19 protein-coding genes are annotated in these 25,661 nt (G+C 67.3%); 17 read left to right on the top strand and 2 right to left on the bottom strand.

The genetic code is table 11. The features are described from left to right. Window positions 1-63 precede the first annotated feature (63 nt). Window positions 64-2,457 carry a penicillin-binding protein 1A gene (locus tag FOZ70_RS32985; RefSeq protein WP_048025740.1) on the bottom strand — a complete coding sequence of 798 codons (2,394 nt, stop codon included), beginning with the start codon at window positions 2,455-2,457 and terminating at the stop codon, window positions 64-66. A gap of 219 nt (window positions 2,458-2,676) precedes the next feature. On the opposite strand from FOZ70_RS32985, the gene FOZ70_RS32990 reads away from it, so the two are divergent. The 12 genes from FOZ70_RS32990 (at window position 2,677) to ugpQ (ending at window position 14,786) form a co-directional block, all read left to right on the top strand. Then, window positions 2,677-3,597 (top strand): competence protein ComA, encoded by a 921-nt coding sequence (locus tag FOZ70_RS32990; RefSeq protein ID WP_219707592.1) that lies wholly within the window; start codon window positions 2,677-2,679, stop codon window positions 3,595-3,597. Then, on the top strand, window positions 3,594-4,202 hold the full coding sequence (locus FOZ70_RS32995) for a fimbrial protein (RefSeq protein WP_219707588.1): 609 nt from the start codon (window positions 3,594-3,596) through the stop codon (window positions 4,200-4,202). Before FOZ70_RS32990 ends, FOZ70_RS32995 begins: the two co-directional genes overlap by 4 nt. Then, window positions 4,199-5,065 (top strand): pilus assembly protein, encoded by an 867-nt coding sequence (locus FOZ70_RS33000; RefSeq protein ID WP_219707589.1) that lies wholly within the window; start codon window positions 4,199-4,201, stop codon window positions 5,063-5,065. Before FOZ70_RS32995 ends, FOZ70_RS33000 begins: the two co-directional genes overlap by 4 nt. Beyond that, window positions 5,062-6,705, top strand: coding sequence for a type IV pilus secretin PilQ (pilQ, locus tag FOZ70_RS33005; RefSeq protein ID WP_219707590.1), 1,644 nt, complete (start codon window positions 5,062-5,064; stop codon window positions 6,703-6,705). The genes FOZ70_RS33000 and pilQ overlap by 4 nt, the downstream gene beginning before the upstream one ends. A gap of 40 nt (window positions 6,706-6,745) precedes the next feature. Continuing rightward, on the top strand, window positions 6,746-7,300 hold the full coding sequence (aroK, locus tag FOZ70_RS33010) for a shikimate kinase AroK (protein WP_034189844.1): 555 nt from the start codon (window positions 6,746-6,748) through the stop codon (window positions 7,298-7,300). Continuing rightward, window positions 7,297-8,376, top strand: a complete 1,080-nt coding sequence (gene aroB, locus FOZ70_RS33015) for a 3-dehydroquinate synthase (protein WP_027788565.1) — start codon at window positions 7,297-7,299, stop codon at window positions 8,374-8,376. Before aroK ends, aroB begins: the two co-directional genes overlap by 4 nt. Window positions 8,377-8,442: 66 nt before the next feature. Further along, window positions 8,443-9,627: a deoxyguanosinetriphosphate triphosphohydrolase gene (locus tag FOZ70_RS33020; protein ID WP_225723201.1), complete on the top strand. Its 1,185-nt coding sequence runs from the start codon at window positions 8,443-8,445 to the stop codon at window positions 9,625-9,627. Between the two features lie 90 nt (window positions 9,628-9,717). Further along, a complete protein-coding gene (gene ugpB, locus FOZ70_RS33025; RefSeq protein WP_048025746.1) occupies window positions 9,718-11,052 on the top strand; it encodes a sn-glycerol-3-phosphate ABC transporter substrate-binding protein UgpB in 1,335 nt (444 codons plus the stop codon). A 97-nt stretch (window positions 11,053-11,149) separates the two neighbouring features. Beyond that, window positions 11,150-12,034: a sn-glycerol-3-phosphate ABC transporter permease UgpA gene (ugpA, locus tag FOZ70_RS33030; RefSeq protein ID WP_027788563.1), complete on the top strand. Its 885-nt coding sequence runs from the start codon at window positions 11,150-11,152 to the stop codon at window positions 12,032-12,034. Beyond that, on the top strand, window positions 12,031-12,876 hold the full coding sequence (gene ugpE, locus FOZ70_RS33035; protein WP_027788562.1) for a sn-glycerol-3-phosphate ABC transporter permease UgpE: 846 nt from the start codon (window positions 12,031-12,033) through the stop codon (window positions 12,874-12,876). Before ugpA ends, ugpE begins: the two co-directional genes overlap by 4 nt. Before the next feature lie 31 nt (window positions 12,877-12,907). Next, window positions 12,908-13,993 carry a sn-glycerol-3-phosphate import ATP-binding protein UgpC gene (locus FOZ70_RS33040; RefSeq protein WP_042977269.1) on the top strand — a complete coding sequence of 362 codons (1,086 nt, stop codon included), beginning with the start codon at window positions 12,908-12,910 and terminating at the stop codon, window positions 13,991-13,993. Window positions 13,994-14,021: 28 nt separating this feature from the next. Beyond that, window positions 14,022-14,786: a glycerophosphodiester phosphodiesterase gene (gene ugpQ, locus FOZ70_RS33045; RefSeq protein ID WP_059710348.1), complete on the top strand. Its 765-nt coding sequence runs from the start codon at window positions 14,022-14,024 to the stop codon at window positions 14,784-14,786. 164 nt (window positions 14,787-14,950) lie between these two features. Here the strand turns inward: ugpQ and FOZ70_RS33050 are convergent, their stop codons facing one another. Further along, a complete protein-coding gene (locus tag FOZ70_RS33050; protein ID WP_021162706.1) occupies window positions 14,951-15,682 on the bottom strand; it encodes an OmpW family outer membrane protein in 732 nt (243 codons plus the stop codon). 193 nt (window positions 15,683-15,875) lie between these two features. Here FOZ70_RS33050 and FOZ70_RS33055 point away from each other — a divergent pair, with 193 nt between their 5' ends. The 5 genes from FOZ70_RS33055 (at window position 15,876) to thpR (ending at window position 25,509) form a co-directional block, all read left to right on the top strand. Then, entirely contained in the window at window positions 15,876-16,589 is a 714-nt protein-coding gene (locus FOZ70_RS33055; RefSeq protein ID WP_006477151.1) for a transposase, read from the top strand. Window positions 16,590-16,877: 288 nt separating this feature from the next. Then, window positions 16,878-21,581 (top strand): glutamate synthase-related protein, encoded by a 4,704-nt coding sequence (locus FOZ70_RS33060; RefSeq protein WP_048025750.1) that lies wholly within the window; start codon window positions 16,878-16,880, stop codon window positions 21,579-21,581. A gap of 85 nt (window positions 21,582-21,666) precedes the next feature. Further along, window positions 21,667-23,133: a glutamate synthase subunit beta gene (locus FOZ70_RS33065; protein ID WP_021162703.1), complete on the top strand. Its 1,467-nt coding sequence runs from the start codon at window positions 21,667-21,669 to the stop codon at window positions 23,131-23,133. Window positions 23,134-23,443: 310 nt separating this feature from the next. Further along, entirely contained in the window at window positions 23,444-24,934 is a 1,491-nt protein-coding gene (locus tag FOZ70_RS33070; protein ID WP_021162702.1) for an alanine/glycine:cation symporter family protein, read from the top strand. Further along, the gene (thpR, locus tag FOZ70_RS33075) at window positions 24,931-25,509 is read left to right on the top strand and encodes an RNA 2',3'-cyclic phosphodiesterase (protein WP_048025756.1); all 579 of its coding nucleotides are present in this window, start codon (window positions 24,931-24,933) and stop codon (window positions 25,507-25,509) included. The genes FOZ70_RS33070 and thpR overlap by 4 nt, the downstream gene beginning before the upstream one ends. Window positions 25,510-25,661: the final 152 nt, after the last annotated feature.

The raw sequence follows: 25,661 nt of genomic DNA on the forward strand, positions 1-25,661 counted from the left end.
CCGACGCGTGACCCAACGAAAAAAGCGCCCCGCGGGGCGCTTTTTTCATGTCCGGGCCGACGGTCAGTGCGCCTGGAACAGGTTCATGATGTCCTGCTTTTCCTGCTCGTCGACGTGCGGCACGGTCGCGTCGACGTTTTGCGCGGCCGGTGCCTGCGGCACGCCGACCGTCGACACGAAGCCGTGACCCGGTGCGAACTCGGTGAAGTACAGCTCGCCGCCGAGCGATTCGACGCCGTCCGGCATCGTCGGCTTGAACTCGGGCACACCCTTCAGCGCGGCACCCATGTAGTCGATCCAGACGGGCAGCGAGAGGCCGCCGCCCGTTTCGCGATCGCCGAGGCTGCGCGGATTGTCGTAGCCGATCCACGCGATCGCGGCGAGCGTGTGCTGGTAGCCGGCGAACCACGCGTCGTGCGAGTCGTTCGTCGTGCCGGTCTTGCCCGCGAGGTCGGTGCGCTTCAGCACGTTGGTCCGTGCACCCGTGCCGCGTTGCGCGACGCTCTGCAGCAGGCTGTTCATCACGTACGCGTTACGCGCGTCGATGGCGCGCGGCGCATTCTGTTCGGCGACGAGCGGCTGCGCGCGCACGACGATCGCGCCGCTCGGATCAGTGACTTCGGCGATCAGGTACGGATTGACGCGGTAGCCGCCGTTCGCGAATACCGAATACGCGCCCGCCATCTGCAGCGGCGTGACCTGGCCCGCGCCGAGTGCCATCGGCAGGTACGCCGGATGGCGTTCCGCGTCGAAGCCGAAGCGCGTGATGTACTGCTGCGCGTACTTCGTGCCGATGTGGTTCAGGATCCGGATCGACACGAGGTTGCGCGAACGCTGCAGCGCGGTGCGCATCGACATCGGGCCTTCGAAGCCGCCGCCGTAGTTCTTCGGCTCCCACGGCTGGCCGCCCGTTTCGGCCGCGCTGAAATACAGCGGACCGTCGTTGATCACCGTCGCCGGCCCGAGGCCCTTGTCGAGCGACGCCGAATAGATGAACGGCTTGAACGACGAACCCGGCTGCCGCCACGCCTGCGTGACGTGGTTGAACTTGTTCTTGTTGTAGTCGAAGCCGCCGACGAGCGAGCGGATCGCGCCGTCCTGCGGGACGATCGACAGGAACGCCCCCTCGACCTGCGGCAACTGCGTGATCGACCATTTGCCGGCGTCGTTCTTCACGACGCGGACGATCGCGCCCGGGCGGATACGGCGATTCGGCTGCGCGTTGGCCGACAGCGCGCCCGACGCGAAGCGCAGGTTGTCGCCTTCGATCGTCGCGTTGCTGCCGTCGATGAACGCGACCGTGATCTGGCGCGGGTTTGCGGCCGTGACGACCGCTGCAATCAGTTCGCCGTTGTCGGGGTGTTCGAGCAGCGCATCGTCGATCGCCTGTTCGCGGTCGTCGGCGCCGGCCGGCAGCTCGATGAAGCCTTCCGGCCCCCGATAGCCGTGCCGGCGTTCGTAATCCATGATGCCCTTGCGCAGCGCGGTATAGGCGACCTGCTGATCCGCGGAGTCGATCGTCGTGACGACATTGAAGCCGCGCGTGTAGGTTTCCTCGTGGTATTGCGCGTACATCATTTGTCGGACCATTTCCGCGACGTACTCGGCGTGCACGCTGAAATCGCGGCCCGGACCCTTGACGACGAGCGGCTGTGCGACGGCCTCGTCGTACTGCTCGCGCGAGATGAAGTTCAGCTCGAGCATCCGTTGCAGGATGTATTCCTGGCGCACCTTCGCGCGCTTCGGGTTCACGACCGGGTTGTACGCGGACGGCGCCTTCGGCAGCCCCGCGAGCATCGCCGCTTCCGCGAGCGTGATGTCCTTCAGGTCCTTGCCGAAGTAGACCCGCGCGGCGCTCGCGAAGCCGTATGCGCGCTGGCCGAGATAGATCTGATTCATGTAGACCTCGAGAATCTGATCCTTCGTCAGCGCACGCTCGATCCGGTACGCGAGCAGCATCTCGTAGATCTTGCGCGTGTAGGTCTTCTCGCTCGACAGGAAGAAGTTGCGCGCAACCTGCATCGTGATCGTGCTCGCCCCCTGCGACGCATGGCCGTTCGTCAGCGCGACGAAGCCGGCGCGCACGATGCCGGTGAGGTCGACCCCGCCGTGATCGTAGAACCGCGCGTCCTCGATCGCGAGGATCGCCTTCTTCAGCGAGTCGGGCACGTCCTTGAAATGGACGACGTCGCGGCGTTCTTCGCCGAATTCGCCGATCAGCACGTGATCGGACGTATAGATGCGCAGCGGCACCTTCGGGCGATAGTCGGTCAGCGCGTCGAGCGACGGCATGTTCGGCCACGCGACGACGAGCGCGTAGCCGAGCACGAGGCCGCCGGCCACGACGAGCGCCACGCACATCGTGGCGAATCCGAGCAGGACTTTTTGCCACCAGGGCCGCTTCTTCGGCTCCGGGGCGGGAGGCGGGGACGTAGGAGTCGTGGATTGCATAGGCATACCGGAAAACAGTCCCGCGATTATAGCTGCCCGGTAAGACCGGTCCTGACGCGGGGGCCGCCCGCCCTGAAGCCGCTGGCCGGCGCACTTCCAGCATAGCCCGCGCGCGGCCGTCGCGAGCGGATGCTGGCCGTTAGGCCGACTGTCGGCCCGACGCGCCGTTTTGCAGAATCAGTCTCGGAAACGCGGCGTGGGCCGCGACGAGCTCGGGAGGCTGGGATGGCGGGAAGATGGCGGGCGCGGTTTGCGCAGGGTGGGCACCGGTCGACGGGAATCGACGTCGGTGCGGACGAGGTGAGGGTGGTCGTGCTGAGCCGGCGTGGCCGGGGCGCCGAGGTGTGCGTCGAGGGGCTGGAGCGGGAGCCGGTCGGGTTGGCGGGCGGGCCGGAGGATGCGCGTTGGGCGGCGGTCGCGCGGGCGCTGGCCGCGGCCGTGTCGAGACTGTCGGCGGCCGACGTGCGGTGCGGCGCGCGCGGCGTGATGGCGTTGCACGATGACGAGATGCGCACCGCGATGCTGGACCTGGCCGGGCGGGACGACGTCGAGGACGCCGCGCGGCAGGCGGCCGAACGCATTTCGGGGCTTGCGCCGGACAGTCTCGCATTCGACTGGCGGCAGGACGGCGGTGCGGGGGAGATCGAGGTTGCCGTGGCCTCGCTGGCGCTGCTCGAACGGCGGGTCGATGTGGCCGCGCAGGCCGGTGTCGATCTGACGGTGGTCGACGGCGAGTCGGCCGCGGCGCTGCGTGCGTTGCGCTATGCGGCGCAATGCGAACTCGACGCGCAGGCGGGCCCCTGCGCGGCGCTCTGGTTCCATGACTCGGGCGTGCGAGGCTGGCGAATCGACGGTTCGTCGGCCGTACCGGTGCTGACGCTGTCCGGCGCGGCGCCGGGGGCGTTTTCCGATGCATTGCGCCGGCGCGCGCTCGGGGCCGTGTGCTGTGTCCTCGTGGCCGGGGACGAGCGCTGTATTGCCCGCTTCGATACGTCCGTCGCCGAGATCGGCGACGTGGTCGGCGCGGTTGCGGTGCCGTTCGACTGCACGGGCTGGAGCGCGCAATCGTGCCTGTCCACCGGCATGTCGGGCGGCCCGGCATTGGCTGTTGCATTCGGGCTGGCATTGCGCGGAGTGTGGGAATGACGGCCCTCCGTGCGGAGCCGGGCGGCTTCAACCTGTTGCCGTACCGTGAGCGGCTGGCTCGGGCGTTGCGACGTCGTCGGGCCGCGCAGTGCGGTACGGCGATTCTGCTCGGCGTACTCGGCGCCGGCCTGTGGACGGGCGCCGCCAGCGGGGCGCGGTGGCGTGTGGATGCGGAGCGCGCAATCGTGGAGGCGCGGCTGCTGCAGTTGCAGCCACAGGTGGGTGCCGCGACGCGCGCCGCCAATGCGGCGGCCGTCGTCGCGCAGCGTGACGCGCAGGCGGCCGCGCGTGCCGCACCTTACCGGCACGTCGCGGGGCTGCTGGCGACCCTGGCGCAGGTGCACGACGGCACGGTTCGGCTCGATGCGCTGCGCACGACGTCGGCGGGTGCCGTGCTCGATGTCCGCGCCGTGAGCTATCGGGCGGCCGCACGATGGCTCGCGGGTATGGCGCGCGAGCAGCGTGGCTGGCGGATCGATATCGATGCATTGAAGCCAGCCCCGGATGCACCGGTCGCCGCCGGCGGGATTCCGTTCCGGTTCTCGGTCCAGTTGCGCTGGCACGACGCGATGCCGTCCCGGAAAGCATCGGGAGGCGGCGCATGACGGCGCTCGCGGATCGGCCCGCACCGCATCGCGGCGGATGGCGAAGCGGCGTGCGGCGCGTGTCGCCGGCGACTGCGCATGTCGCAGGCTGCGTGCTCGCGTTCGCGGCCGTGCTGACGGGCGGCATTCATCTGGCGAATGCCGCGGACTGGAGCGGGCTCGCGCACAGCCGCGCGTTGCTGGCGGCGGCGCAGAAACGAGAGGCCGACGCGCAGCGTGTTCTCGTGGCCGCTGCACGGCAACACGACGCGCATCCGGCGGCGGCCGACGGCGATCGCTCATCGCGTGAGCCGGAATGGGCCGCGTTGATGCTGGAGCTGGCCGATCGCGCCGCGTCGAGCGGGCTGCGCGGCGTATCGATCGAACCGCTGCGCGCCGAGGGGGCGGTGCCGGAAGGGCAGCGCTCGGTGCGCATCGTCGCGGACGGCGGGTTTCGCGCGTTGCTGCAGACGGTCGGATGGCTGGCGCGTTTCCCGGTGCTGGCGGTGCCGACCACGCTGCGTGTCGAACGAGGAAGGGAGGCCGCGCGTGTGGAAATGGCGGTCGACGTGTTTCCGGGGTTACCGGCGACGACGTCCAAGGGCGGGGAGACGCCGGTTCTGGCCGACGCGCCCGGCGCCGATCCGTTCGGCGAGGCCGGCTCGCCTGAAACGGAGGGGGCGGCTGCCCGCCTGGCCGGCACGATTCGCGACAGGCATGCCGGTCTCGCGTTGTTCGACGACGGTGACGGCGCATTCGCGGCCTTGGTGCCCGGCGAAGCCCTCGGGGCCGCGCGGGTGGTGCGAGTCGATCCCGTCGCCGTGACGCTCGCGACGGCGGATGGCGCGTACCGAGTCGCCCTGGACGACGGGAGGCGCCCATGATGAAGCAGGGATGTCGGGTGCTCGCCGTCTGGGCCGGATTGACGGCGGCCGGTGCAAGCGCCTCGTTGCCGCCGCTGCCGGCCGTCTGGCCTGTACCTTCGACGGAGATGCAGGTGCCGGGCTTGCCGTTGCCCCAACGCGCGGTGGACGGGGCGGACGGCCCAGCATCTGCGGAGGCCGGCCTGCCGCCGTTCGACCAGGCGGCTCGCACGGCGCTTCAGGCGGAGGCCGCCGCCCCGGCACCCGGGCTGGAGGGGCCGCCGATCCCGTTGGCGCCGCCGGCCCGGATGGGCGACGCCGCGGCGCGGCAACCAGGCGATGCGGACGACGCACGGCGGATTTCGCTGAATCTGCAGGGAGCGGGGCTTGCGGCCGCATTCGACGCGTTCGCGCGGTTCACCGGGCTCAATATCGTCGTCGGCGAGCAGGTGCGCGGCACCGTCACGTTACGTCTGAACAATGTCCGCTGGCGCGACGCCTTCGACACGCTGCTCGACACGCACGGGCTCGCGATGTCGCGGCGGGGTAACGTGATATGGGTCACGCCGGCGGCCGAGCTGGCGGCGCGCGAACGCGAGCGCTTCGAAATGCACGCGCGGGCCGCGGATCTGGAGCCGCTTGCGAGCCGGACGTTCGCGCTGCGCTATCCACGCGCGCAGGACGTGCAACGGCTGCTGGCCGGCGCGACCGGCCAGCGCCTGCTGTCGAAGCGCGGCGCCGCGGCGGCGGATCCGCGGACGAACCTGCTGTTCGTCACCGATCTCGCGCCGCGCCTCGACCAGGTCGCGAGCCTGATCGAGGCGATCGACCGGCCGTCGCGGCAGGTCCGGATCGAGGCCCGCATCGTCGAGGGCGAGCAAGGCTTTTCGCGCAATCTGGGCGCACGTGTCGCGCTGAGGGCGCAGGCGCGGCCGCCGTCGGGCGAGAGTGCGAGCGAAAGCGCCTCGTTCACGACCGGCGCGCGCAACGGGCTCGACCTTGCTGGGCGGCCGCTCGGCGGCTTCGAAGCGGCGACCGCCGGCTTCACGCTGTTTGCCGCGCCGCTCAGCCGTGTGCTCGACGTCGAACTGAGCGCGCTCGAGGCACAGGGGCGGGGCCAGATCGTTTCGAGCCCGCGCGTGGTGACCGCCGATCGCGTCAAGGCGATCGTCGAACAGGGTTCGGAGCTGCCGTACCAGGCGAAGGTGGGCAATGGCGTGAGCGGCGTGCAGTTCCGCCGGGCGACGCTCAAGCTCGAGGTCGAGCCGCAGATCACGCCGGACGGGCGCGTCGTGCTCGACCTGGACGTGACGAAGGACAGCGTCGGCGAGCCGACGGCGGCCGGCCCGGCGATTCATACGAAGCACGTACAGACGCGCGTCGAGGTCGAGAACGGCGGGACGGTCGCGATCGGCGGGATCTACGAGCAACTGAACCGGAACGATGTGACGCGCGTGCCGCTCTTGGGCAAAATACCGTTTCTGGGCGCGCTTTTCCGGCACCGCGCGCAACGCGACCAGCGCAGCGAACTGGTCGTCTTCATCACGCCGACGGTCGTCGATGCGCGCTGCGATGCACGCGGCATGGGCAGCGCGGATGCCGAAAAAACGGGGCCGGAAGCCGCCGGCGCAGGCTCGACAAGGCAGCCGCTTTGCCAGTAAGCTGCGCCACACACCAGCAAGATTGAAGCAGAGGAAGCCGTTGCAAGCGCGGGACCCACATGCAAACGTATTTTTCGTCGGCCTTATGGGAGCGGGTAAGACCACCGTGGGCCGTGCGGTCGCGCGTCGTCTCGACAGGACGTTCTTCGACTCCGACCACGAAATCGAGGCCCGCACGGGCGCGCGCATTCCGGTGATCTTCGAACTGGAGGGCGAGGCCGGGTTTCGCGATCGCGAAACGCAGGTCATCGCCGATCTCACGCAGCGCGAGAACATCGTGCTCGCGACGGGCGGCGGCGCGGTGCTGCGCCCGGAAAATCGCGACTGCCTGAAGAGCAACGGTATCGTCGTCTACCTGCGCGCGAACCCGCACGACCTGTGGCTGCGCACGCGCAAGGACAAGAACCGCCCGCTGCTGCAGACCGACGACCCGAAAGGGCGCCTCGAAGCGCTGTATGAAGTGCGCGACCCGCTGTACCGCGAATGCGCGGATTTCGTCATCGAGACCGGCCGTCCGTCGGTCAACGGTCTCGTCAACATGGTGTTGATGCAACTCGAACTGGCGGGCGTCATCGCCAAGCCGCTACAAGCATGATTACTGTCAACGTCGACCTGGGCGACCGCGCCTATCCGATTCACATTGGCGCCGGCCTGATCGGCCGCGCCGAGCTGTTCGCACCTCACATCAAGGGTTCTTCCGTCACGATCGTCACGAACACGACGGTCGATCCGCTCTACGGCGACGCGCTGCGCGCGGCGCTCGCGCCGCTCGGCAAGCGTGTGTCGACGGTCGTGCTGCCGGACGGCGAGGCGTACAAGAACTGGGAGACGCTGAACCTGATCTTCGACGGCCTGCTGACCGACCGCGCGGATCGCAAGACGACGCTCGTCGCGCTCGGCGGCGGCGTGATCGGCGACATGACGGGCTTTGCGGCTGCATGCTACATGCGCGGCGTGCCGTTCATCCAGGTGCCGACGACGCTGCTGTCGCAGGTCGATTCGTCGGTCGGTGGCAAGACGGGCATCAACCACCCGCTCGGCAAGAACATGATCGGCGCGTTCTACCAGCCGCAGGCCGTGATCGCGGACATCGGCGCGCTGACGACGTTGCCCGACCGTGAACTGGCGGCCGGTGTCGCCGAGATCATCAAGACCGGCGCGATCGCCGATGCGGCATTCTTCGACTGGATCGAGGCGAACGTCGACGCGCTGAACCGTCGCGACCCGGCTGCGCTCGCGCACGCGGTGAAGCGCTCGTGCGAGATCAAGGCGAGCGTGGTGGCGGCCGACGAACGCGAAGGCGGCCTGCGCGCGATCCTGAACTTCGGCCACACGTTCGGTCATGCGATCGAGGCCGGGCTCGGCTACGGCGAGTGGCTGCACGGCGAGGCGGTCGGCTGCGGGATGGTGATGGCAGGCGACCTGTCGGTGCGGCTCGGCCTGCTCGACGAAGCGTCGCGGCAGCGCCTCGATGCGGTGATCGCGGCCGCGCACCTGCCGACCCGCGGGCCCGCGCTCGGCGACGCGCGCTACATGGACCTGATGCGCGTCGACAAGAAGGCGGAGGCCGGCGCGATCAAGTTCATCCTGCTGAAGCGATTCGGCGATACGTTGATCACGCAGGCGCCGGACGAAGCCGTATTCGCTACACTGGCGCAGACGACCCGCTAACGGGCGGCCCGGATGCCCCGGCGCCCCTGACATGGAGGAGACGTGAGCGAGACATCCAGCAGCACACTGCCCGAAGCCGGCCGCGTATCCGCTGCGCCGGTGGCCGAGCCGCCGACACTGGCGGCGCTGGAAGCCCATCTCGCTCCGTATGCCGCGCACGCGTCGCAGTCGCGCGGCCGCCGCCATCCGGAAACACCGCCGGCGGCGCGCACCGAATTCCAGCGCGACCGCGACCGCATCGTCCATTCGACCGCGTTTCGCCGGCTCGAATACAAGACGCAAGTCTTCGTCAATCATGAAGGCGACCTGTTCCGCACGCGTCTCACGCACAGCCTCGAGGTCGCGCAGATCGCCCGCTCGGTTGCGCGCAACCTGCGCCTGAACGAGGATCTCGTCGAGGCGATCTCGCTCGCGCACGATCTCGGCCATACGCCGTTCGGCCATGCCGGGCAGGACGCGCTGAACGCCTGCATGCGCGAGCATGGTGGCTTCGAGCACAACCTGCAGAGCCTGGCGGTCGTCGACGAGCTCGAGGAGCACTACGGCGCGTTCAACGGGCTGAACCTGTGCTTCGAGACACGCGAAGGCATTCTGAAGCACTGCTCGCGCGAGAATGCGCGCAAGCTCGGCGCGCTCGGCGAGCGCTTCCTGCAGGGCCGCCAGCCGTCGCTCGAAGCGCAGCTTGCCAACATCGCGGACGAGATCGCGTACAACAACCACGACGTCGACGACGGCCTGCGTTCCGGGCTGATCACGATCGAGCAGCTCGCGGAAGTCGAGCTGTGGCAGCGCCACTACGAGGCGGCGCTCGCCGAGTTCCCGCACCTCGAAGGCCGCCGTCTCGTGCACGAGACGGTGCGCCGCATCATCAACACGCTGATCGTCGACCTGATCGACGAAACGACGCGCAATCTCGCGCGCGTCGCGCCGGCGTCGCTCGACGACGTGCGCGCGGCGCCGCCGCTCGTGTCGCACAGCGAATCCGTTTCCGCCCAGGCGGCCGCCCTCAAGCGTTTCCTCTTCAAGAACCTCTATCGCCACTACAAGGTGATGCGCATGGCGAGCAAGGCGCAGCGCGTCGTCACCGGGCTGTTCGATGCGTTCATCGACGATCCGCGGCTGCTGCCGCCGCCGTACCAGTCCGACGACGCCGCGCAGCAGCCGCGCCTCGTCGCGCACTACATCGCCGGCATGACCGACCGCTTCGCGCTGAAGGAGTATCAGCGCCTGTTCGTCATCAACGACAACTGACTGTCACAAACGATCACTAGACTTCGCCGGTTCAATGGCGATGGGAATGTTGCACACGCTGTTGGTAACGTTTTCATAGGAGAGAGGTCGATGAAGAAGAAGCCTGCGGGGACACTGGTTCGTTCGATCGCGCTCGGCGGCGCGCTGATGTTCGGGGTGCAGCACGTGGCGCTCGCCGCGACGGAAATCCAGTTCTGGCATGCGATGGAGGCCGCGCTCGGCGAGCGGGTCAACGCGATCGCCGACCAGTTCAACGCGTCGCAGAGCGACTACAAGATCGTGCCGGTCTTCAAGGGCACCTACGACCAGGCGCTCGCGGCCGGCATCGCGGCCTACCGCAGCGGCAATGCGCCGGCGATCCTCCAGGTCTATGAAGTCGGCACGGCCACGATGATGCAGGCGAAGAAGGCCGTCGTGCCCGTCTACGACGTGTTCAGGCAGGCCGGCGTGCCGCTCGACGAAAAGGCGTTCGTGCCGACCATCGCGAGCTACTACAGCGACGCGAAGACGGGCCATCTCGTGTCGATGCCGTTCAACAGCTCGACGCCGGTGCTGTACTACAACAAGGACGCGTTCAAGAAGGCCGGGCTCGATCCGAACCAGCCGCCGAAGACGTGGGCCGACGTGAAGGACGATGCCGAGAAACTGCGCAAGTCGGGGATGGCGTGCGGCTTCACGACCGGCTGGCAGGGCTGGATCCAGCTCGAAAACTACAGCGCGTGGCATGCGCTGCCGTTCGCGAGCCGCAACAACGGCTTCGACGGTACGGACGCCGTGCTCGAATTCAACAAGCCGCAACAGATCGCGCACGTGTCGTTCCTGCAGCAGATGGCGAAGGACGGCACGTTCACGTACGCGGGCCGCAAGGACGAAGCATCGGCGAAGTTCTACAGCGGCGACTGCGGGATCATGACGACCTCGTCGGGCGCGCTCGCGAACCTGCAGAAGTTCGCGAAGTTCAGCTTCGGCACGGGCATGATGCCGTACGACGCGAACGTGAAGGGCGCGCCGCAGAACGCGATCATCGGCGGCGCGAGCCTGTGGGTGCTGGCGGGCAAGGATCCGGCGACCTACAAGGGCGTCGCGAAATTCCTCGCGTTTCTCGCATCGCCGGCCGTCGCCGCGAAGTGGCACCAGGACACGGGTTACCTGCCGGTCACCAAGGCGGCATACGACCTGACGCGCGAACAGGGCTTCTACGCGAAGAACCCGAGCGCCGAAACCGCGATCAAGCAGATGCTGAACAAGCCGCCGCTGCCGTACACGAAGGGGCTGCGCCTGGGCAACATGCCGCAGATCCGCACGGTCGTCGACGAGGAGTTCGAACAGGTCTGGGCGCAGAAGAAATCGCCGAAGGACGCGCTCGATTCGGCGGCCTCGCGCGGCAACGAGCTGCTGCGCCGCTTCGAGAAGTCGGGCAGCTGAGCGCGCATCGCGTTCGTGCCGCCGGCCGCGCCGCGCAAGCGCGCGGGCCGGCCGGCGGCGCGGTTTCCTTTCCGTTTCGCCTGACCGGATATCCGCGATGCAATCCCGTTCCCGTTTCGGCACGAGCCTGCTGCCGTATCTGCTGATCGCGCCGCAACTCGCGATCACCGCCGTGTTCTTCCTGTGGCCGGCCGGCGTCGCGCTGTGGCAGTCGACGCAGATGCAGGACGCGTTCGGCACGTCGAGTGAATTCGTCGGCTTCGCGAACTTCACGCACCTGTTCGCCGATCCGCTGTATCTCGATTCGTTCCGCACGACGCTCGTGTTCAGCACGCTCGTCACGGTGAGCGGGCTCGTCGTGTCGCTGCTGCTCGCCGCGTGCGCCGACCGCGTGACCCGTGGCGCGCGCACATATCGCACGCTGTTGATCTGGCCGTACGCGGTCGCGCCGACGATCGCCGCCGTGCTGTGGGCGTTCCTGTTCAATCCGAGCATCGGCCTGATCACCTATGCGCTCGCGAAGGGCGGCATCGTGTGGAATCACGCGCTGAACGGCGGGCAGGCGATGTTCCTCGTCGTGCTCGCGTCGGTATGGAAGCAGGTGAGCTACAACTTCCTGTTCTTCTACGCGGGCCTGCAGGCGATTCCGCGTTCGCTGATCGAGGCGGCGGCGATCGACGGCGCGGGGCCGGTGCGACGTTTCTTCAACCTCGTGCTGCCGCTGCTGTCGCCCACCAGTTTCTTCCTGCTGGTCGTCAACCTCGTCTACTCGTTCTTCGACACGTTCCCGGTGATCGACGCGGCCACCGGCGGCGGCCCCGCGCAGAGCACGAAGACGCTGATCTACAAGATCTACGCGGAAGGCTTCCAGGGGCTCGACATCGGCAGCTCCGGCGCGCAGTCGGTCGTGCTGATGATCATCGTCGTCGGGCTCACGGTGATCCAGTTCCGTTTCGTCGAACGCAGGGTGCAATACGCATGATCGAAAATCGCAAGGGTTTCGACCTGTTCTGCCACGCGGTGCTGATCGCGGGCGTCGTGCTGATCGTGTTCCCCGTCTACGTCGCGTTCTGTGCGGCGACGATGAGCGCGCAGGAAGTGCTCACGGTGCCGCTGTCGCTCGTGCCGAGCACGCACCTGTTCGAGAACATCGCGTATATCTGGGGCCACGGCAGCGGCGCCGCGACGGCGCCGTTCGGCCGCCTGCTCGTCAACAGCTTCGCGATGGCGCTCGGCATCTCGGTCGGCAAGATCGCGGTATCGATCCTGTCCGCATACGCGATCGTCTATTTCCGCTTCCCGTTCCGCAACACGGCGTTCTGGCTGATCTTCGTCACGCTGATGCTGCCGGTGGAAGTGCGGATCTTCCCGACCGTGCAGGTCGTGTCGACGCTGCACCTGACGAACACCTACGCCGGGCTGACGCTGCCGCTGATCGCGTCGGCCACCGCGACGTTCCTGTTCCGGCAGTTCTTCATGACGCTGCCCGACGAACTGATGGACGCCGCGCGCATCGACGGCGCGGGGCCGATGCGCTTCTTCTGGGACGTCGTGCTGCCGCTGTCGAAGACGAGCATCGCGGCGCTGTTCGTGATCACGTTCATCTACGGCTGGAGCCAGTACCTGTGGCCGATCCTGATCACGACGGAGGCATCGCTGTCGACGGCGGTGGTGGGCATCAAGATGATGATCGCGAGCGGCGACGCCGCGACCGAATGGCAATACGTGATGGCGGCGACGCTGCTGGCGATGATTCCGCCGCTCGTCGTCGTGCTGGCGATGCAGCGCTGGTTCGTGCGCGGCCTCGTCGATTCCGAGAAATGAACCACGGACGTAACCGGGAGAAGGACCAGGTATGGCTGCGCTGAGCTTGAAGGGCGTCAGGAAATCCTACGACGGCAAGCAGCACGTGCTGCATGGCATCGACGTGGAGATCGCCGACGGCGAATTCATCGTGCTGGTCGGCCCGTCGGGCTGCGGCAAGTCGACGTTGCTGCGGATGATCGCGGGGCTCGAGACGGTGACGGACGGCGAGATCGCGATCGGCGAGCGCGTCGTCAACACGCTGGAGCCGAAGGATCGCGACATCGCGATGGTATTCCAGAACTATGCGCTGTATCCGCACATGACGGTCGCGCAGAACATGGGCTACGGGCTGAAGATCCGCGGGATCGAGCGCGCGACGATCGACTCGCGGGTGGCGGCGGCCGCGAAGATCCTCGAACTCGAGCCGCTGCTCGCGCGGCGCCCGCGCGAGCTGTCGGGCGGCCAGCGGCAGCGCGTCGCGATGGGGCGCGCGATCGTGCGCGAGCCGTCGGTGTTCCTGTTCGACGAGCCGTTGTCGAACCTCGACGCGAAATTGCGCGTGCAGATGCGGCTCGAGATCCAGCGGCTGCATGCGCGGCTCGCGACGACGAGCGTCTACGTGACGCACGACCAGATCGAGGCGATGACGCTCGCGCAGCGCGTGATCGTGATGAACCGCGGCTATGCGGAGCAGATCGGCGCGCCGGTCGACGTGTACGAGAAGCCGGCAACGGTGTTCGTCGCGGGCTTCATCGGCTCGCCCGCGATGAACCTGATGCACGGCCGGCTGTCGGACGACGGCGCGACGTTTACGGTCGCGGGCGGCGGTCCCGCGCTGCCGGTCGCCGGTTCGCCCGGCATCGGCGCGGAGATCGCCACCGGGCGCGACTGGGTGCTCGGCGTGCGTCCGGAGCACATGACACCGCAGCCGGGCGTCGCGCAGGCGACGCTGCCGGTCGACTCGTGCGAGCTCCTCGGCGCGGACAACCTCGCGCACGGCCGCTGGGGCAACCATGACGTCGCGGTGCGCCTGCCGCACGCGGACCGCCCCGCGCGCGGCACGGCGCTGGCCGCCGCACTGCCCGCGCACCGGCTGCATTTCTTCGATCCGGAGACCGGCAAGCGTGCCGGCTGAACCTGCTGCACCTGCCGGGAGACCGACGATGACAACCCGTACCGACTGGCCCTATCCGCGCGTCGTCGCCCATCGCGGCGGCGGCACGCTCGCGCCGGAGAACACGCTCGCCGCGCTCGACGAGGGCGCGCGCCGTGGCCACCGGATGGTCGAATTCGACGCGAAGCTGTCGGCCGACGACGTGACGTTCCTGCTGCACGACGACACGGTCGACCGGACGTCGAACGGTCACGGGCCGGCGGCGGGCATGCGATATGAGGCGCTGGCCGCACTCGATGCCGGCGCGTGGCGCGACGCGCGCTTCGCGGGCGAGCGGATGCCGACGCTCGAGGCGGCGGCGGCGCGCTGCATCGCGCACGGGCTGGCCGCCAACGTCGAGATCAAGCCGTGCCCGGGGCGCGAGCGCGAGACCGGGCAGCGCGTGGCGGCCGACGCGGCCGCGTACTGGCGCGATGCCGCGGTGGCGCCGCTCTTGTCGTCGTTCTCGTTCGATGCGTTGCAACAGGCGCGCGCGACGGCGCCGGCGCTGCCGCGCGGGATGCTTTACGAGGCCGTGCCGGATGACTGGCATGCGCAGGTCGTCGGCGCGCTCGGCTGCGTTTCGTTGCATGCAGACCACAAACAGCTGGACGAACCGCTCGTGCGCGCGATCAAGGCGGCCGGCCTGCGCATCCTGGTTTACACGGTGAACGACCTCGAACGCGCTCGCGAACTTGTGCGGTGGGGTGTCGACGCGGTCTGCACGGACCGGATCGACCTGATTGCCCCCGATGCGCTGGACGACATCGCGTAGCGGAATGCGCCGCGCGATGGCGCGTACGGGAAGACCCTGAGACAAAAAAACGACGCCCCGGCGGGATTTCCGCCGGGGCGTTTTACATCGTGGAGACGTTACGTCAGGAAAAATCCGCTACAAATTGCAGCAGGATTAACCATTCCCCAAATATTCGACTACGCTTAGAAGCGGTAGCCGACGTTCAGGTACGTGACGATCGGGTTCAGCGAGATGTGAGCCTTCGACGTTTCGGTCAGCGTGCCGACCTGGGTCCGCTTGGCCGTCGTGAAGGTCGCGGTCACGCTCACCGGGATGTACGACATCGAGAAGCCGGCGAACCAGTGTTTCGTGAAGTTGTACGTGAAGCCGGCGTTGAAGACGGGTGCCCACTGGTTGCTGGTCTGCGCGCTGGTCGGGCCGCCGAGCACGCCGTTCTCGAACGCGCTGTTCGTGATCTTTGCGCCGGTGAACCAGATATACGAAGCGCCGATGCCGACATACGGACGGAACTTCGCGTTGGCGTCGTTGAAGTAGTACTTCAGGAGGAGCGCGGGGCTCCACTGGTACGCACGGCCGAGCGTACCGAAACGCGAGAACTGGCCCTTGCCGGTGATGTCGAACTTCGGCGGGATGCCGGCGATGAACTCGGTAGCGATGTGGTCGGTCACGAAGTAACCGGTTGCCAGTGCGAGCGTGTCGGCGTCGCTGATGCCGGCGCCGGTGTTGGGAACCGACTGGTTGATCGGCGTGCCGCCTACGCCGTACAGGAACAGCGGGTCGCTGCTGTCCTGCGGCGCAAGGTGCAGCCAGCCGGTGCTGACGTAGAAATCACCTGCGGATTGTGCATGTGCCGTACCGCCCGCAAACGTAAATGCGAGCGCTGCAGCCCCCGTAATGGCCAGTTTTCGTTTCATTGTGTCTCCTCCGATCTAAGGCGTGCTCATTATGACGACTGCGTTTAAAACCAAACAAGCTCGTAAGTTAGAGTTTTCACCCTAGGATTAGTACGACCGTACGCATCCGCGCACCGACAGGACGGGCATTCTGTGCAAGTGCGCACTTCCGGACCCTCGGGTATTTCCTAACGCGTTCAAACGGACATTCAGCATGGCACGGTTAGCACGACTCTACGTTCCCGACCAGCCGCAGCACGTGATACTGCGCGGCCTGGATCAGCAACCCGCGTTCGTCGACGACCAGGACTACGAACTCTTCATCGATTGCCTGAAGGCCGCCGCGCGCGATCATCACCTGTCGGTGCACGCCTACGTGCTGCTGCCGCGCCAGGTGCAACTGCTCGTCACGCCGAGCGACGAGGCGAGCCTGCCGAAAGCGATGCAGGCTGTTGGCCGCCGCTACGTCGCGCATTTCAACCGGCGCTATTCGCGGCGCGGCACCCTGTGGGAAGGCCGCTATCGCGCGACCGTGATCGAAGGCGAGCGCTATTTCCTGCTCGCGAGCCGCGTCGTCGAGATGAGCCCGGTGCGCGCGCAGCTGGTCGCGACGCCGGAGGCCTATCGCTGGTCGAGCTACCGGCATCACGTCGGGCTCACCGTCGACAGCCTGATCACCGACCATCCGCTCTACTGGGCGCTCGGCAATACGCCGTTCGACCGCCAGCGCGCGTACAAGGAGCTGTGCGAGCAGCCGCTCGACGAGCGGCAGGCCGACCAGTTGCAGCAGGCGACGCTGAAAGGCTGGGTGCTCGGCGGCGAAAACTATCGCGAGTGGGCGGCGCGCACGGCAAACCGCCGCGTATCGCCGCTGCCGCGCGGACGCCCCAGAAAGGTGCGCGAGAACACGCCGCCGATCCAGCAGTAACGCGGGAAAGGCGGGCCAGAAGCGGCGCTGCGGGCGCCGCTTCTTTTTGCACCAAAACGATACGGCCCCAATAAAATGGCACCAGATCGAAGCATCCGTTTAATTGGGGCTCGATCAAGCGGTTTTTGTTGCTATTCCCTTGATTCGTCGCGTATATTCCGAATTCCGGTGGCCCGGGCGAAGCATGCCCACCCACTGTCGGCCGCGCCGTCTCCCGTCGGGAGCGGGATCGACGGCAACAAGAAAATGGTTCAACGGCCTCCAGGCCCCCTTTACGACGGTGTCCCCATGAACGACCACCAGCAGCCGCTCGCCGCGGTGCCCGCCGCACAAGGTCTGTATGACCCGCAAAACGAACACGACGCCTGCGGCGTCGGCTTCGTCGCTCACATCAAGGGCAAGAAGAGCCACGAGATCATTCAGCAGGGTCTGAAGATCCTCGAGAACCTCGATCACCGTGGCGCGGTCGGTGCCGATCCGCTGATGGGCGACGGCGCGGGCATCCTGATCCAGATTCCGGACGCGTTCTATCGCGAGGAAATGGCGAAGCAGGGCGTGAACCTGCCGCCGGCCGGCGAATATGGGGTCGGCATGATCTTCCTGCCGAAGGAAAACGCATCGCGTCTCGCGTGCGAGCAGGAGCTGGAGCGCACGGTGAAGGCCGAAGGCCAGGTCGTGCTCGGCTGGCGCGACGTGCCGGTCGACCATGCGATGCCGATTTCGCCGACCGTGAAGGCGAGCGAACCGCTGATCCGCCAGATCTTCATCGGCCGCGGCAAGGACATCATGGTGACGGACGCGCTCGAGCGGAAGCTGTACGTGATCCGCAAGACGGCCAGCCACCGCATCCAGGCGCTGAAGCTCAAGCACGGCAAGGAATACTTCGTGCCGTCGATGTCGGCGCGCACGATCGTCTACAAGGGGCTGCTGCTCGCGGGCCAGGTCGGCGTGTACTACCGCGACCTGCAGGACACGCGCGTCGTGTCGGCGCTCGCGCTCGTGCACCAGCGCTTCTCGACCAACACGTTCCCGGCATGGGAACTGGCTCACCCGTACCGGATGATCGCGCACAACGGCGAGATCAACACCGTGAAGGGCAACGTGAACTGGCTGAACGCGCGTACCGGCGCGATCGCATCGCACGTGCTCGCCGACGATCTTCCGAAGCTGTGGCCGCTGATCTACCCGGGCCAGTCCGATACGGCGTCGTTCGACAACTGTCTCGAACTGCTGGTGATGGCCGGCTACCCGCTCGTGCACGCGGTGATGATGATGATCCCGGAAGCGTGGGAACAACACACGCTGATGGACGAGAACCGCCGCGCGTTCTACGAATACCACGCCGCGATGATGGAGCCGTGGGACGGCCCGGCCGCGATCGCGTTCACCGACGGCCGCCAGATCGGCGCGACGCTCGACCGTAACGGCCTGCGTCCGGCGCGCTACATCGTCACCGACGACGACCTCGTCATCATGGCGTCGGAAGCCGGCACGCTGCCAATCCCCGAATCGAAGATCGTCAAGAAGTGGCGCCTGCAGCCGGGCAAGATGTTCCTGATCGACATGGAACACGGCCGCATCATCGACGACAAGGAGTTGAAGGACAACCTCGCGAACGCGAAGCCGTACAAGAGCTGGATCGACGCGGTGCGCATCAAGCTCGACGAGATCGAGCCGAAGGCCGAGGAAGTCGCGGCCGGCCGTACGCAGGGCGCCGCGCTGCTCGACCGCCAGCAGGCATTCGGCTATACGCAGGAAGACCTGAAGTTCCTGATGGCGCCGATGGCGCAGCAGGGCGAAGAGGCCGTCGGTTCGATGGGCAACGACTCGCCGCTCGCGGTGATGTCGAACAAGAACAAGACGCTCTATCACTACTTCAAGCAGCTGTTCGCGCAGGTCACGAACCCGCCGATCGACCCGATCCGCGAGAACATGGTCATGTCGCTCGTGTCGTTCATCGGCCCGAAGCCGAACCTGCTCGACACGAACAACATCAACCCGCCGATGCGTCTCGAAGTGTCGCAGCCGGTGCTCGACTTCAAGGACATCGCGAAGATCCGCGCGATCGACCAGTACACGGGCGGCAAGTTCAGCGCATACGAACTGAACATCTGCTATCCGGTCGCCTGGGGCAAGGAAGGCATCGAGGCGCGTCTCGCGTCGCTGTGCGCGGAAGCCGTCGACGCGGTGAAGTCGGGCTACAACATGCTGATCGTGTCCGACCGCAAGACGGACGCCGAGCATGTCGCGATCCCGGCGCTGCTCGCCACGTCGGCGATCCACACGCACCTCGTCCAGCAAGGGCTGCGCACGAGCACGGGCCTCGTCGTCGAGACGGGCTCGGCACGTGAGACGCACCACTTCGCGCTGCTCGCGGGCTACGGCGCGGAAGCCGTGCACCCGTACCTCGCGATGGAAACGCTCGCGAAGATGGCCGAAGGCCTGCCGGGCGACCTGTCGCCGGAGAAGGCCGTCTACAACTTCACGAAGGCGGTCGGCAAGGGCCTGCAGAAGGTGATGTCGAAGATGGGCATCTCGACGTACATGTCGTACACGGGCGCGCAGATCTTCGAAGCGCTCGGCCTGTCGAGCGACCTCGTCGAGAAGTACTTCAAGGGCACGGCGTCGAAGGTCGGCGGCATCGGCCTGTTCGAAGTCGCGGAAGAAGCGATTCGCCTGCACCGCGACGCATTCGGCGACAACCCGGTCCTGCGCGACATGCTCGACGCGGGCGGCGAGTATGCATACCGCGTGCGCGGCGAAGACCACATGTGGACGCCGGATTCGATCGCGAAGCTCCAGCACGCGACGCGCAGCAACTCGTACCAGACGTACAAGGAATACGCGCACCTGATCAACGACCAGACCAAGCGTCACATGACGTTCCGCGGTTTGTTCGAGTTCAAGGTCGAGCCGACCAAGGCGATCCCGATCGACGACGTCGAGCCGGCGAAGGACATCGTCAAGCGCTTTGCGACGGGCGCGATGTCGCTCGGTTCGATTAGCACCGAAGCGCACGCGACGCTCGCGATCGCGATGAACCGGATCGGCGGCAAGTCGAACACCGGCGAAGGCGGCGAGGACGAGAAGCGTTACCGCAACGAGCTGCGCGGCATTCCGATCAAGTCGGGCGAGACGCTGAAGTCGGTGATCGGCGACGAGATCGTCAGCGACATTCCGCTGAAGGACGGCGATTCGCTGCGCTCGAAGATCAAGCAGGTCGCGTCGGGCCGCTTCGGCGTCACCGCCGAGTACCTGGCATCGGCCGACCAGATCCAGATCAAGATGGCGCAGGGCGCGAAGCCGGGCGAAGGTGGCCAGCTGCCGGGCCACAAGGTGTCCGAGTACATCGGCAAGCTGCGTTACTCGGTGCCGGGTGTCGGCCTGATCTCGCCGCCGCCGCACCACGACATCTACTCGATCGAGGATCTGGCGCAGCTGATCCACGACCTGAAGAACGTGAACCCGAGCTCGAGCATCTCGGTGAAGCTCGTGTCGGAAGTGGGCGTGGGCACGGTCGCGGCTGGTGTCGCGAAGGCGAAGGCCGATCACGTCGTGATCGCCGGCCATGACGGCGGCACGGGTGCGTCGCCGCTGTCGTCGGTCAAGCACGCGGGCACGCCGTGGGAACTCGGCCTCGCCGAAACGCAGCAGACGCTGGTGCTGAACCGCCTGCGCGGCCGGATCCGCGTGCAGGCCGACGGCCAGATGAAGACGGGCCGCGACGTCGTGATCGGCGCGCTGCTCGGCGCGGACGAATTCGGCTTCGCGACGGCACCGCTCGTCGTCGAGGGCTGCATCATGATGCGCAAGTGTCACCTGAACACGTGCCCGGTCGGCGTCGCGACGCAGGATCCGGTGCTGCGTGCGAAGTTCAAGGGCCAGCCCGAGCACGTCGTGAACTACTTCTTCTTCGTCGCCGAGGAAGTGCGCGAGATCATGGCGCAGCTCGGCGTCGCGAAGTTCGACGACCTGATCGGCCGCGCCGACCTGCTCGACACCCGCAAGGGCATCGAGCACTGGAAGGCGAAGGGCCTCGACTTCTCGCGCGTGTTTTACCAGCCGGAAGAGTGCGAGGACGTCGCGCCGCGTCACGTCGACGTGCAGGATCACGGCCTCGAGCGCGCACTCGACCACGTGCTGATCGAGAAGGCGAAGGCGGCGATCGAGAACGGCGAGCACGTGTCGTTCATCCAGCCGGTGCGCAACGTGAACCGCACGGTCGGCGCGATGCTGTCGGGCGTGATCGCGAAGAAGCACGGCCACGAAGGCCTGGCCGACGACGCGGTGCATATCCAGCTGAAGGGCACGGCCGGCCAGAGCTTCGGCGCGTTCCTCGCGAAGGGCGTGACGCTCGACCTCGTCGGCGACGGCAACGACTACGTCGGCAAGGGCCTGTCGGGCGGCCGGATCATCATCCGTCCGACCAACGACTTCCGCGGCAAGTCCGAGGAAAACATCATCTGCGGCAACACGGTGATGTACGGCGCGATCGAAGGCGAAGCCTTCTTCCGCGGCGTCGCGGGCGAGCGATTCTGCGTGCGCAACTCGGGCGCGACGGCGGTCGTCGAAGGCACGGGCGACCACGGCTGCGAATACATGACGGGCGGTACGGTCGTCGTGCTCGGCGAGACCGGGCGCAACTTCGCGGCCGGCATGTCGGGCGGTCTCGCGTACATCTACGATCCGGAAGGCACGTTCGCGGCGAAGTGCAACAAGTCGATGGTCGCGCTCGAGCCGGTGCTGCAGCAGGCCGAGCAGGAGCGCACGGTCGATCGCGCGCTCTGGCACGAAGGCACGACGGACGAAGCGCTGCTCAAGGGGCTCGTCGAGCGTCATTTCCAGTTCACGGGTTCGCCGCGCGCGAAGTCGCTGCTGGAAAACTGGGACGCGGCGCGCCGCCAGTTCGTGAAGGTGTTCCCGCACGAATACAAGCGCGCGCTGGGCGAGATCGGTGCGAAGAAGGCGGCGAAGGAAGAACTGGCCGCCTGAGCGACGAACGACATAGCGAATGCCGCGCGCGCCTGACGGCCGCGCGCGGCTCCCCCACCCGATACACCGAACAGAAGAGCACCTTATGGGCAAGGCAACCGGTTTTCTGGAGTTCGAACGCCGCCACGAGGCGTACGAAGCACCGCTCACGCGCGTGAAGCACTACAAGGAATTCGTCGCGGCACTGACCGACGCGGACGCGAAGGTCCAGGGCGCGCGCTGCATGGATTGCGGCATCCCGTTCTGCAACAACGGCTGCCCGGTCAACAACATCATTCCGGATTTCAACGATCTCGTTTACCGCCAGGACTGGCAGCAGGCGATCGAAGTCCTGCACTCGACCAACAACTTCCCGGAGTTCACGGGCCGCATCTGCCCGGCGCCGTGCGAGGCGGCGTGCACGCTCGGCATCAACAACGACCCGGTCGGCATCAAGTCGATCGAGCACGCGATCATCGACAAGGCCTGGGCGGAAGGCTGGGTGAAGCCGCTGCCGGCCGAGCACAAGACGGGCAAGAAGGTTGCGGTCGTCGGTTCGGGCCCCGCGGGCCTCGCCGCCGCGCAGCAGCTCGCGCGCGCGGGCCACGACGTGACGGTGTTCGAGAAGAACGACCGTGTCGGCGGCCTGCTGCGTTACGGGATTCCCGACTTCAAGCTCGAGAAGTGGCTGATCGACCGCCGCATGCGCCAGATGGAAGCGGAAGGTGTGACGTTCCGCACCAGCGTGTTCATCGGCAAGGATCCGCTGCCCGAGTCGATCGGCAGTCTCGCGAAGGAAACCATTTCTCCGGACACGCTGAAGGAAGAATTCGACGCGGTCGTGATCGCGGGCGGTTCGGAAACGCCGCGTGACCTGCCGGTGCCGGGCCGCGAGCTCGCCGGCGTGCATTACGCGATGGACTTCCTGCCGCAGCAGAACCGCGTGAACGCGGGCGACAAGCTCGCCGACCAGCTGCTCGCGAAGGGCAAGCACGTGATCGTGATCGGCGGCGGCGATACGGGTTCGGACTGCGTCGGCACGTCGAACCGTCACGGCGCGAAGCAGGTCACGCAGTTCGAGCTGCTGCCGCAGCCGCCGGAAGAGGAGAACAAGCCGCTCGTGTGGCCGTACTGGCCGATCAAGCTGCGCACGTCGTCGTCGCACGAGGAAGGCTGCGAGCGCGACTGGGCGGTCGCGACGAAGCGTCTCGAAGGCAAGAACGGCAAGGTCGAGAAGCTGATCGCTGCGCGCGTCGAGTGGAAGGACGGCAAGATGCAGGAAGTGCCGGGCTCCGAGTTCGAACTGAAGGCCGATCTCGTGCTGCTCGCGATGGGCTTCACGCAGCCGGCGGCGCCGGTGCTCGAAGCGTTCGGCGTCGCGAAGGACGCGCGTGGCAACGCACGGGCGGCGACCGAAGGCGATCGCTCGTACTACACGTCGGTCGACAAGGTGTTCGCCGCAGGCGACATGCGTCGCGGCCAGTCGCTCGTGGTGTGGGCGATCCGCGAAGGCCGCCAGTGCGCGCGCTCGGTCGATGCGTACCTGATGGGGCATTCGAACCTGCCGCGATAAGCTGGATATCGCGAGCGGGTTCGACGGAAGCCGGGCGTCCGAAAGGGCGCCCGGTTTTTTTATGGCGGGTGCCAGCCGGGGTGCCCCGGTTTCGCGTGCGAGACGGCGCCGTCCGATCGGGCTGCCTTGCCGTGCCGTCACGCCTCATTTTCGCGAAGCGTCGTCTAACCTGATGACATCCGGGCGCGATTTCTCGTCATCCCAAATCCTTTCGTTTTGTAATAATCCTTGAAAACTGTCATATCATGTCGCCCCTCGGGCCGCGTTCGCGGTCGACGCTCATGACTGACCCTATTTACAAGGAAACCGGATGGAAGCACTCCTGCATGGGCTGATCGACGCCGTCAACGGCGTGTTGTGGAACTACGTGCTGATCGCGCTGCTGCTCGGCGCCGGTGCGTGGTTCACGTTGCGGTTCCGGATGATCCAGCTGAAGGCGCTGTTCCTCAGCATGAAACTGGTCGGCAGCAAGGGCGAGCCGGGCAGCATCTCGTCGTTCCAGGCGTTCGCGACCGGGCTCGCGAGCCGCGTCGGCACCGGCAACATCGCCGGCGTCGCGGTCGCGCTTACGGTCGGCGGGCCGGGCGCGATCTTCTGGATGTGGATGACGGCGCTGGTCGGGATGTCGTCCGCGTTCGTCGAGGCGACGCTCGCGCAGATCTTCAAGGTGTCGCACCCGGACGGCAGCTATCGCGGCGGCCCCGCGTACTACATCCAGACGGGCCTGCGCTCGCGCGGCTTCGGCGTGCTGTTCTCGCTGTCGCTGATCCTCGCGTTCGGTTTCGTGTTCAACGCGGTGCAGGCGAACGCGATCGCCGACGCATTCCATACGTCGTTCGGCTGGAGCCGCGAGACGGTCGGCCTCGGCCTCGTGCTGCTGTCCGCGCCGATCATCTTCGGCGGCATCCGCCGCATCGCGACGGTCGCGCAGGTGATCGTGCCGCTGATGGCGATCGGCTATCTCGCGCTCGCGGTCTATGCGGTCGCGACGCACATCGCGCTCGTGCCGGACGTGATCGCGCTGATCGTGAGGAGCGCGTTCGGTCTCGAGCAGGCGGCAGGCGGCCTGACCGGCTACGCGGTCAGCCAGGCAATCGCGATCGGCGTGAAGCGCGGGCTGTTCTCGAACGAAGCGGGGATGGGCAGCGCGCCGAACGCGGCCGCGACCGCGAGCACGCGGCACCCCGTCACGCAGGGGCTGATCCAGATGCTCGGCGTGTTCGTCGACACGATCGTGATCTGCAGCGCGACCGCGTTCGTGATCCTGCTGTCGGGCCAGTACGAAGTCGGCACGGGGATGGAAGGCGCGGCGCTCACGCAGCGCGCAATCTCGAGCCACGTCGGCGACTGGGGCGGCATCTACATGGCGGTCGCGATCTTCTTCCTCGCGTTTTCGTCGGTGATCGGCAACTACGCGTATGCGGAGGGCAACGTCGAATTCATCACGAAGCGGCGCGGCGTGCTGCCGCTGTTCCGTGTCGCGGTGCTCGGCATGGTGATGTTCGGCAGCGTCGGGCAACTGCCGCTCGTCTGGGCGATGGCCGATACGAGCATGGGATTGATGGCGATCATCAACCTGATCGCGATCCTCGCGCTCGGAAAGCATGCGCACGCCGCATGGGCCGACTATCGTCGCCAGCGCGCGGCGGGTATCGCCGATCCGGTGTTCACGCGCAACACGATCCCCGAGCTCGCGCGCGTGCTGCCGGCCGACGTGTGGGGCGAGCATGGCCCGCTGCCGCAGCGTCCCGCTTCGGCTGAAACGGCACGCACGCCACGCGGCGCGGTGAGCGAGTCATGAACGGCGACCGGCTCCGTGCGTTCGTCGCGCTGATGCCCGATGCGGCTTCGCGCGACGCGCTGCACGCGTTGCCGGTCACCCGCGGGGCGCGGCGCACGCAGCCCGCGCAACTGCACATGACGCTCGCGTTCATCGGCGCGATCGAACGGGACCGATGCGAGGCGCTGGCCGCGCATCTGCCCGCGCTCGCGGCCGCCCATGCGCTGCCGTTGCTGCCGGTCGAGCGGATCGCGTGGTGGCCGAGCCTGCCGCGCGCGAGGCTGATCGTCGCGGAGCTCGCGGCCGATCCTGCCTGCCTGGCGTTGAATGCCGGGCTGGTTGCGCTGCTGGGCGAACTCGGCGTGCCGGCCGACCGGCGGCCGTTCCGGCCGCACGTGACGCTCGCGCGGCTGCCGCGCGATGCGGTCGGCCAGCCCGCGCACGGTGGTGCGCCCGGGCGGGCGGTCGCGGTGCGTGTCGAAGCGCTGACGTTGTTCGAAAGCCGGCTATCGCACGAGGGCGTGTCGCATCGGCCGGTCGTGTCCGCACCGATCGCATGGGCAGATAGTGAGGCGGACGGTCTGGCGCCGCAGTGAGCGGCTTGCGCGCCGTGGTGTGATTGCCGGACGCGATGTGTATCGCGTCGGCGATATCGTCCGGCCTGCCGAGCCTGCCGAGCCTGCCGAGCCTGCCGAGCCTGCCGGGCCAGCTGAGCCACTGAGCCACTGAGCCGCCGAGCCGCCGAGCC

This window comes from Burkholderia sp. COPS (genome assembly GCF_019425585.1).
Classification (GTDB): Bacteria; Pseudomonadota; Gammaproteobacteria; order Burkholderiales; family Burkholderiaceae; genus Burkholderia; species Burkholderia cepacia.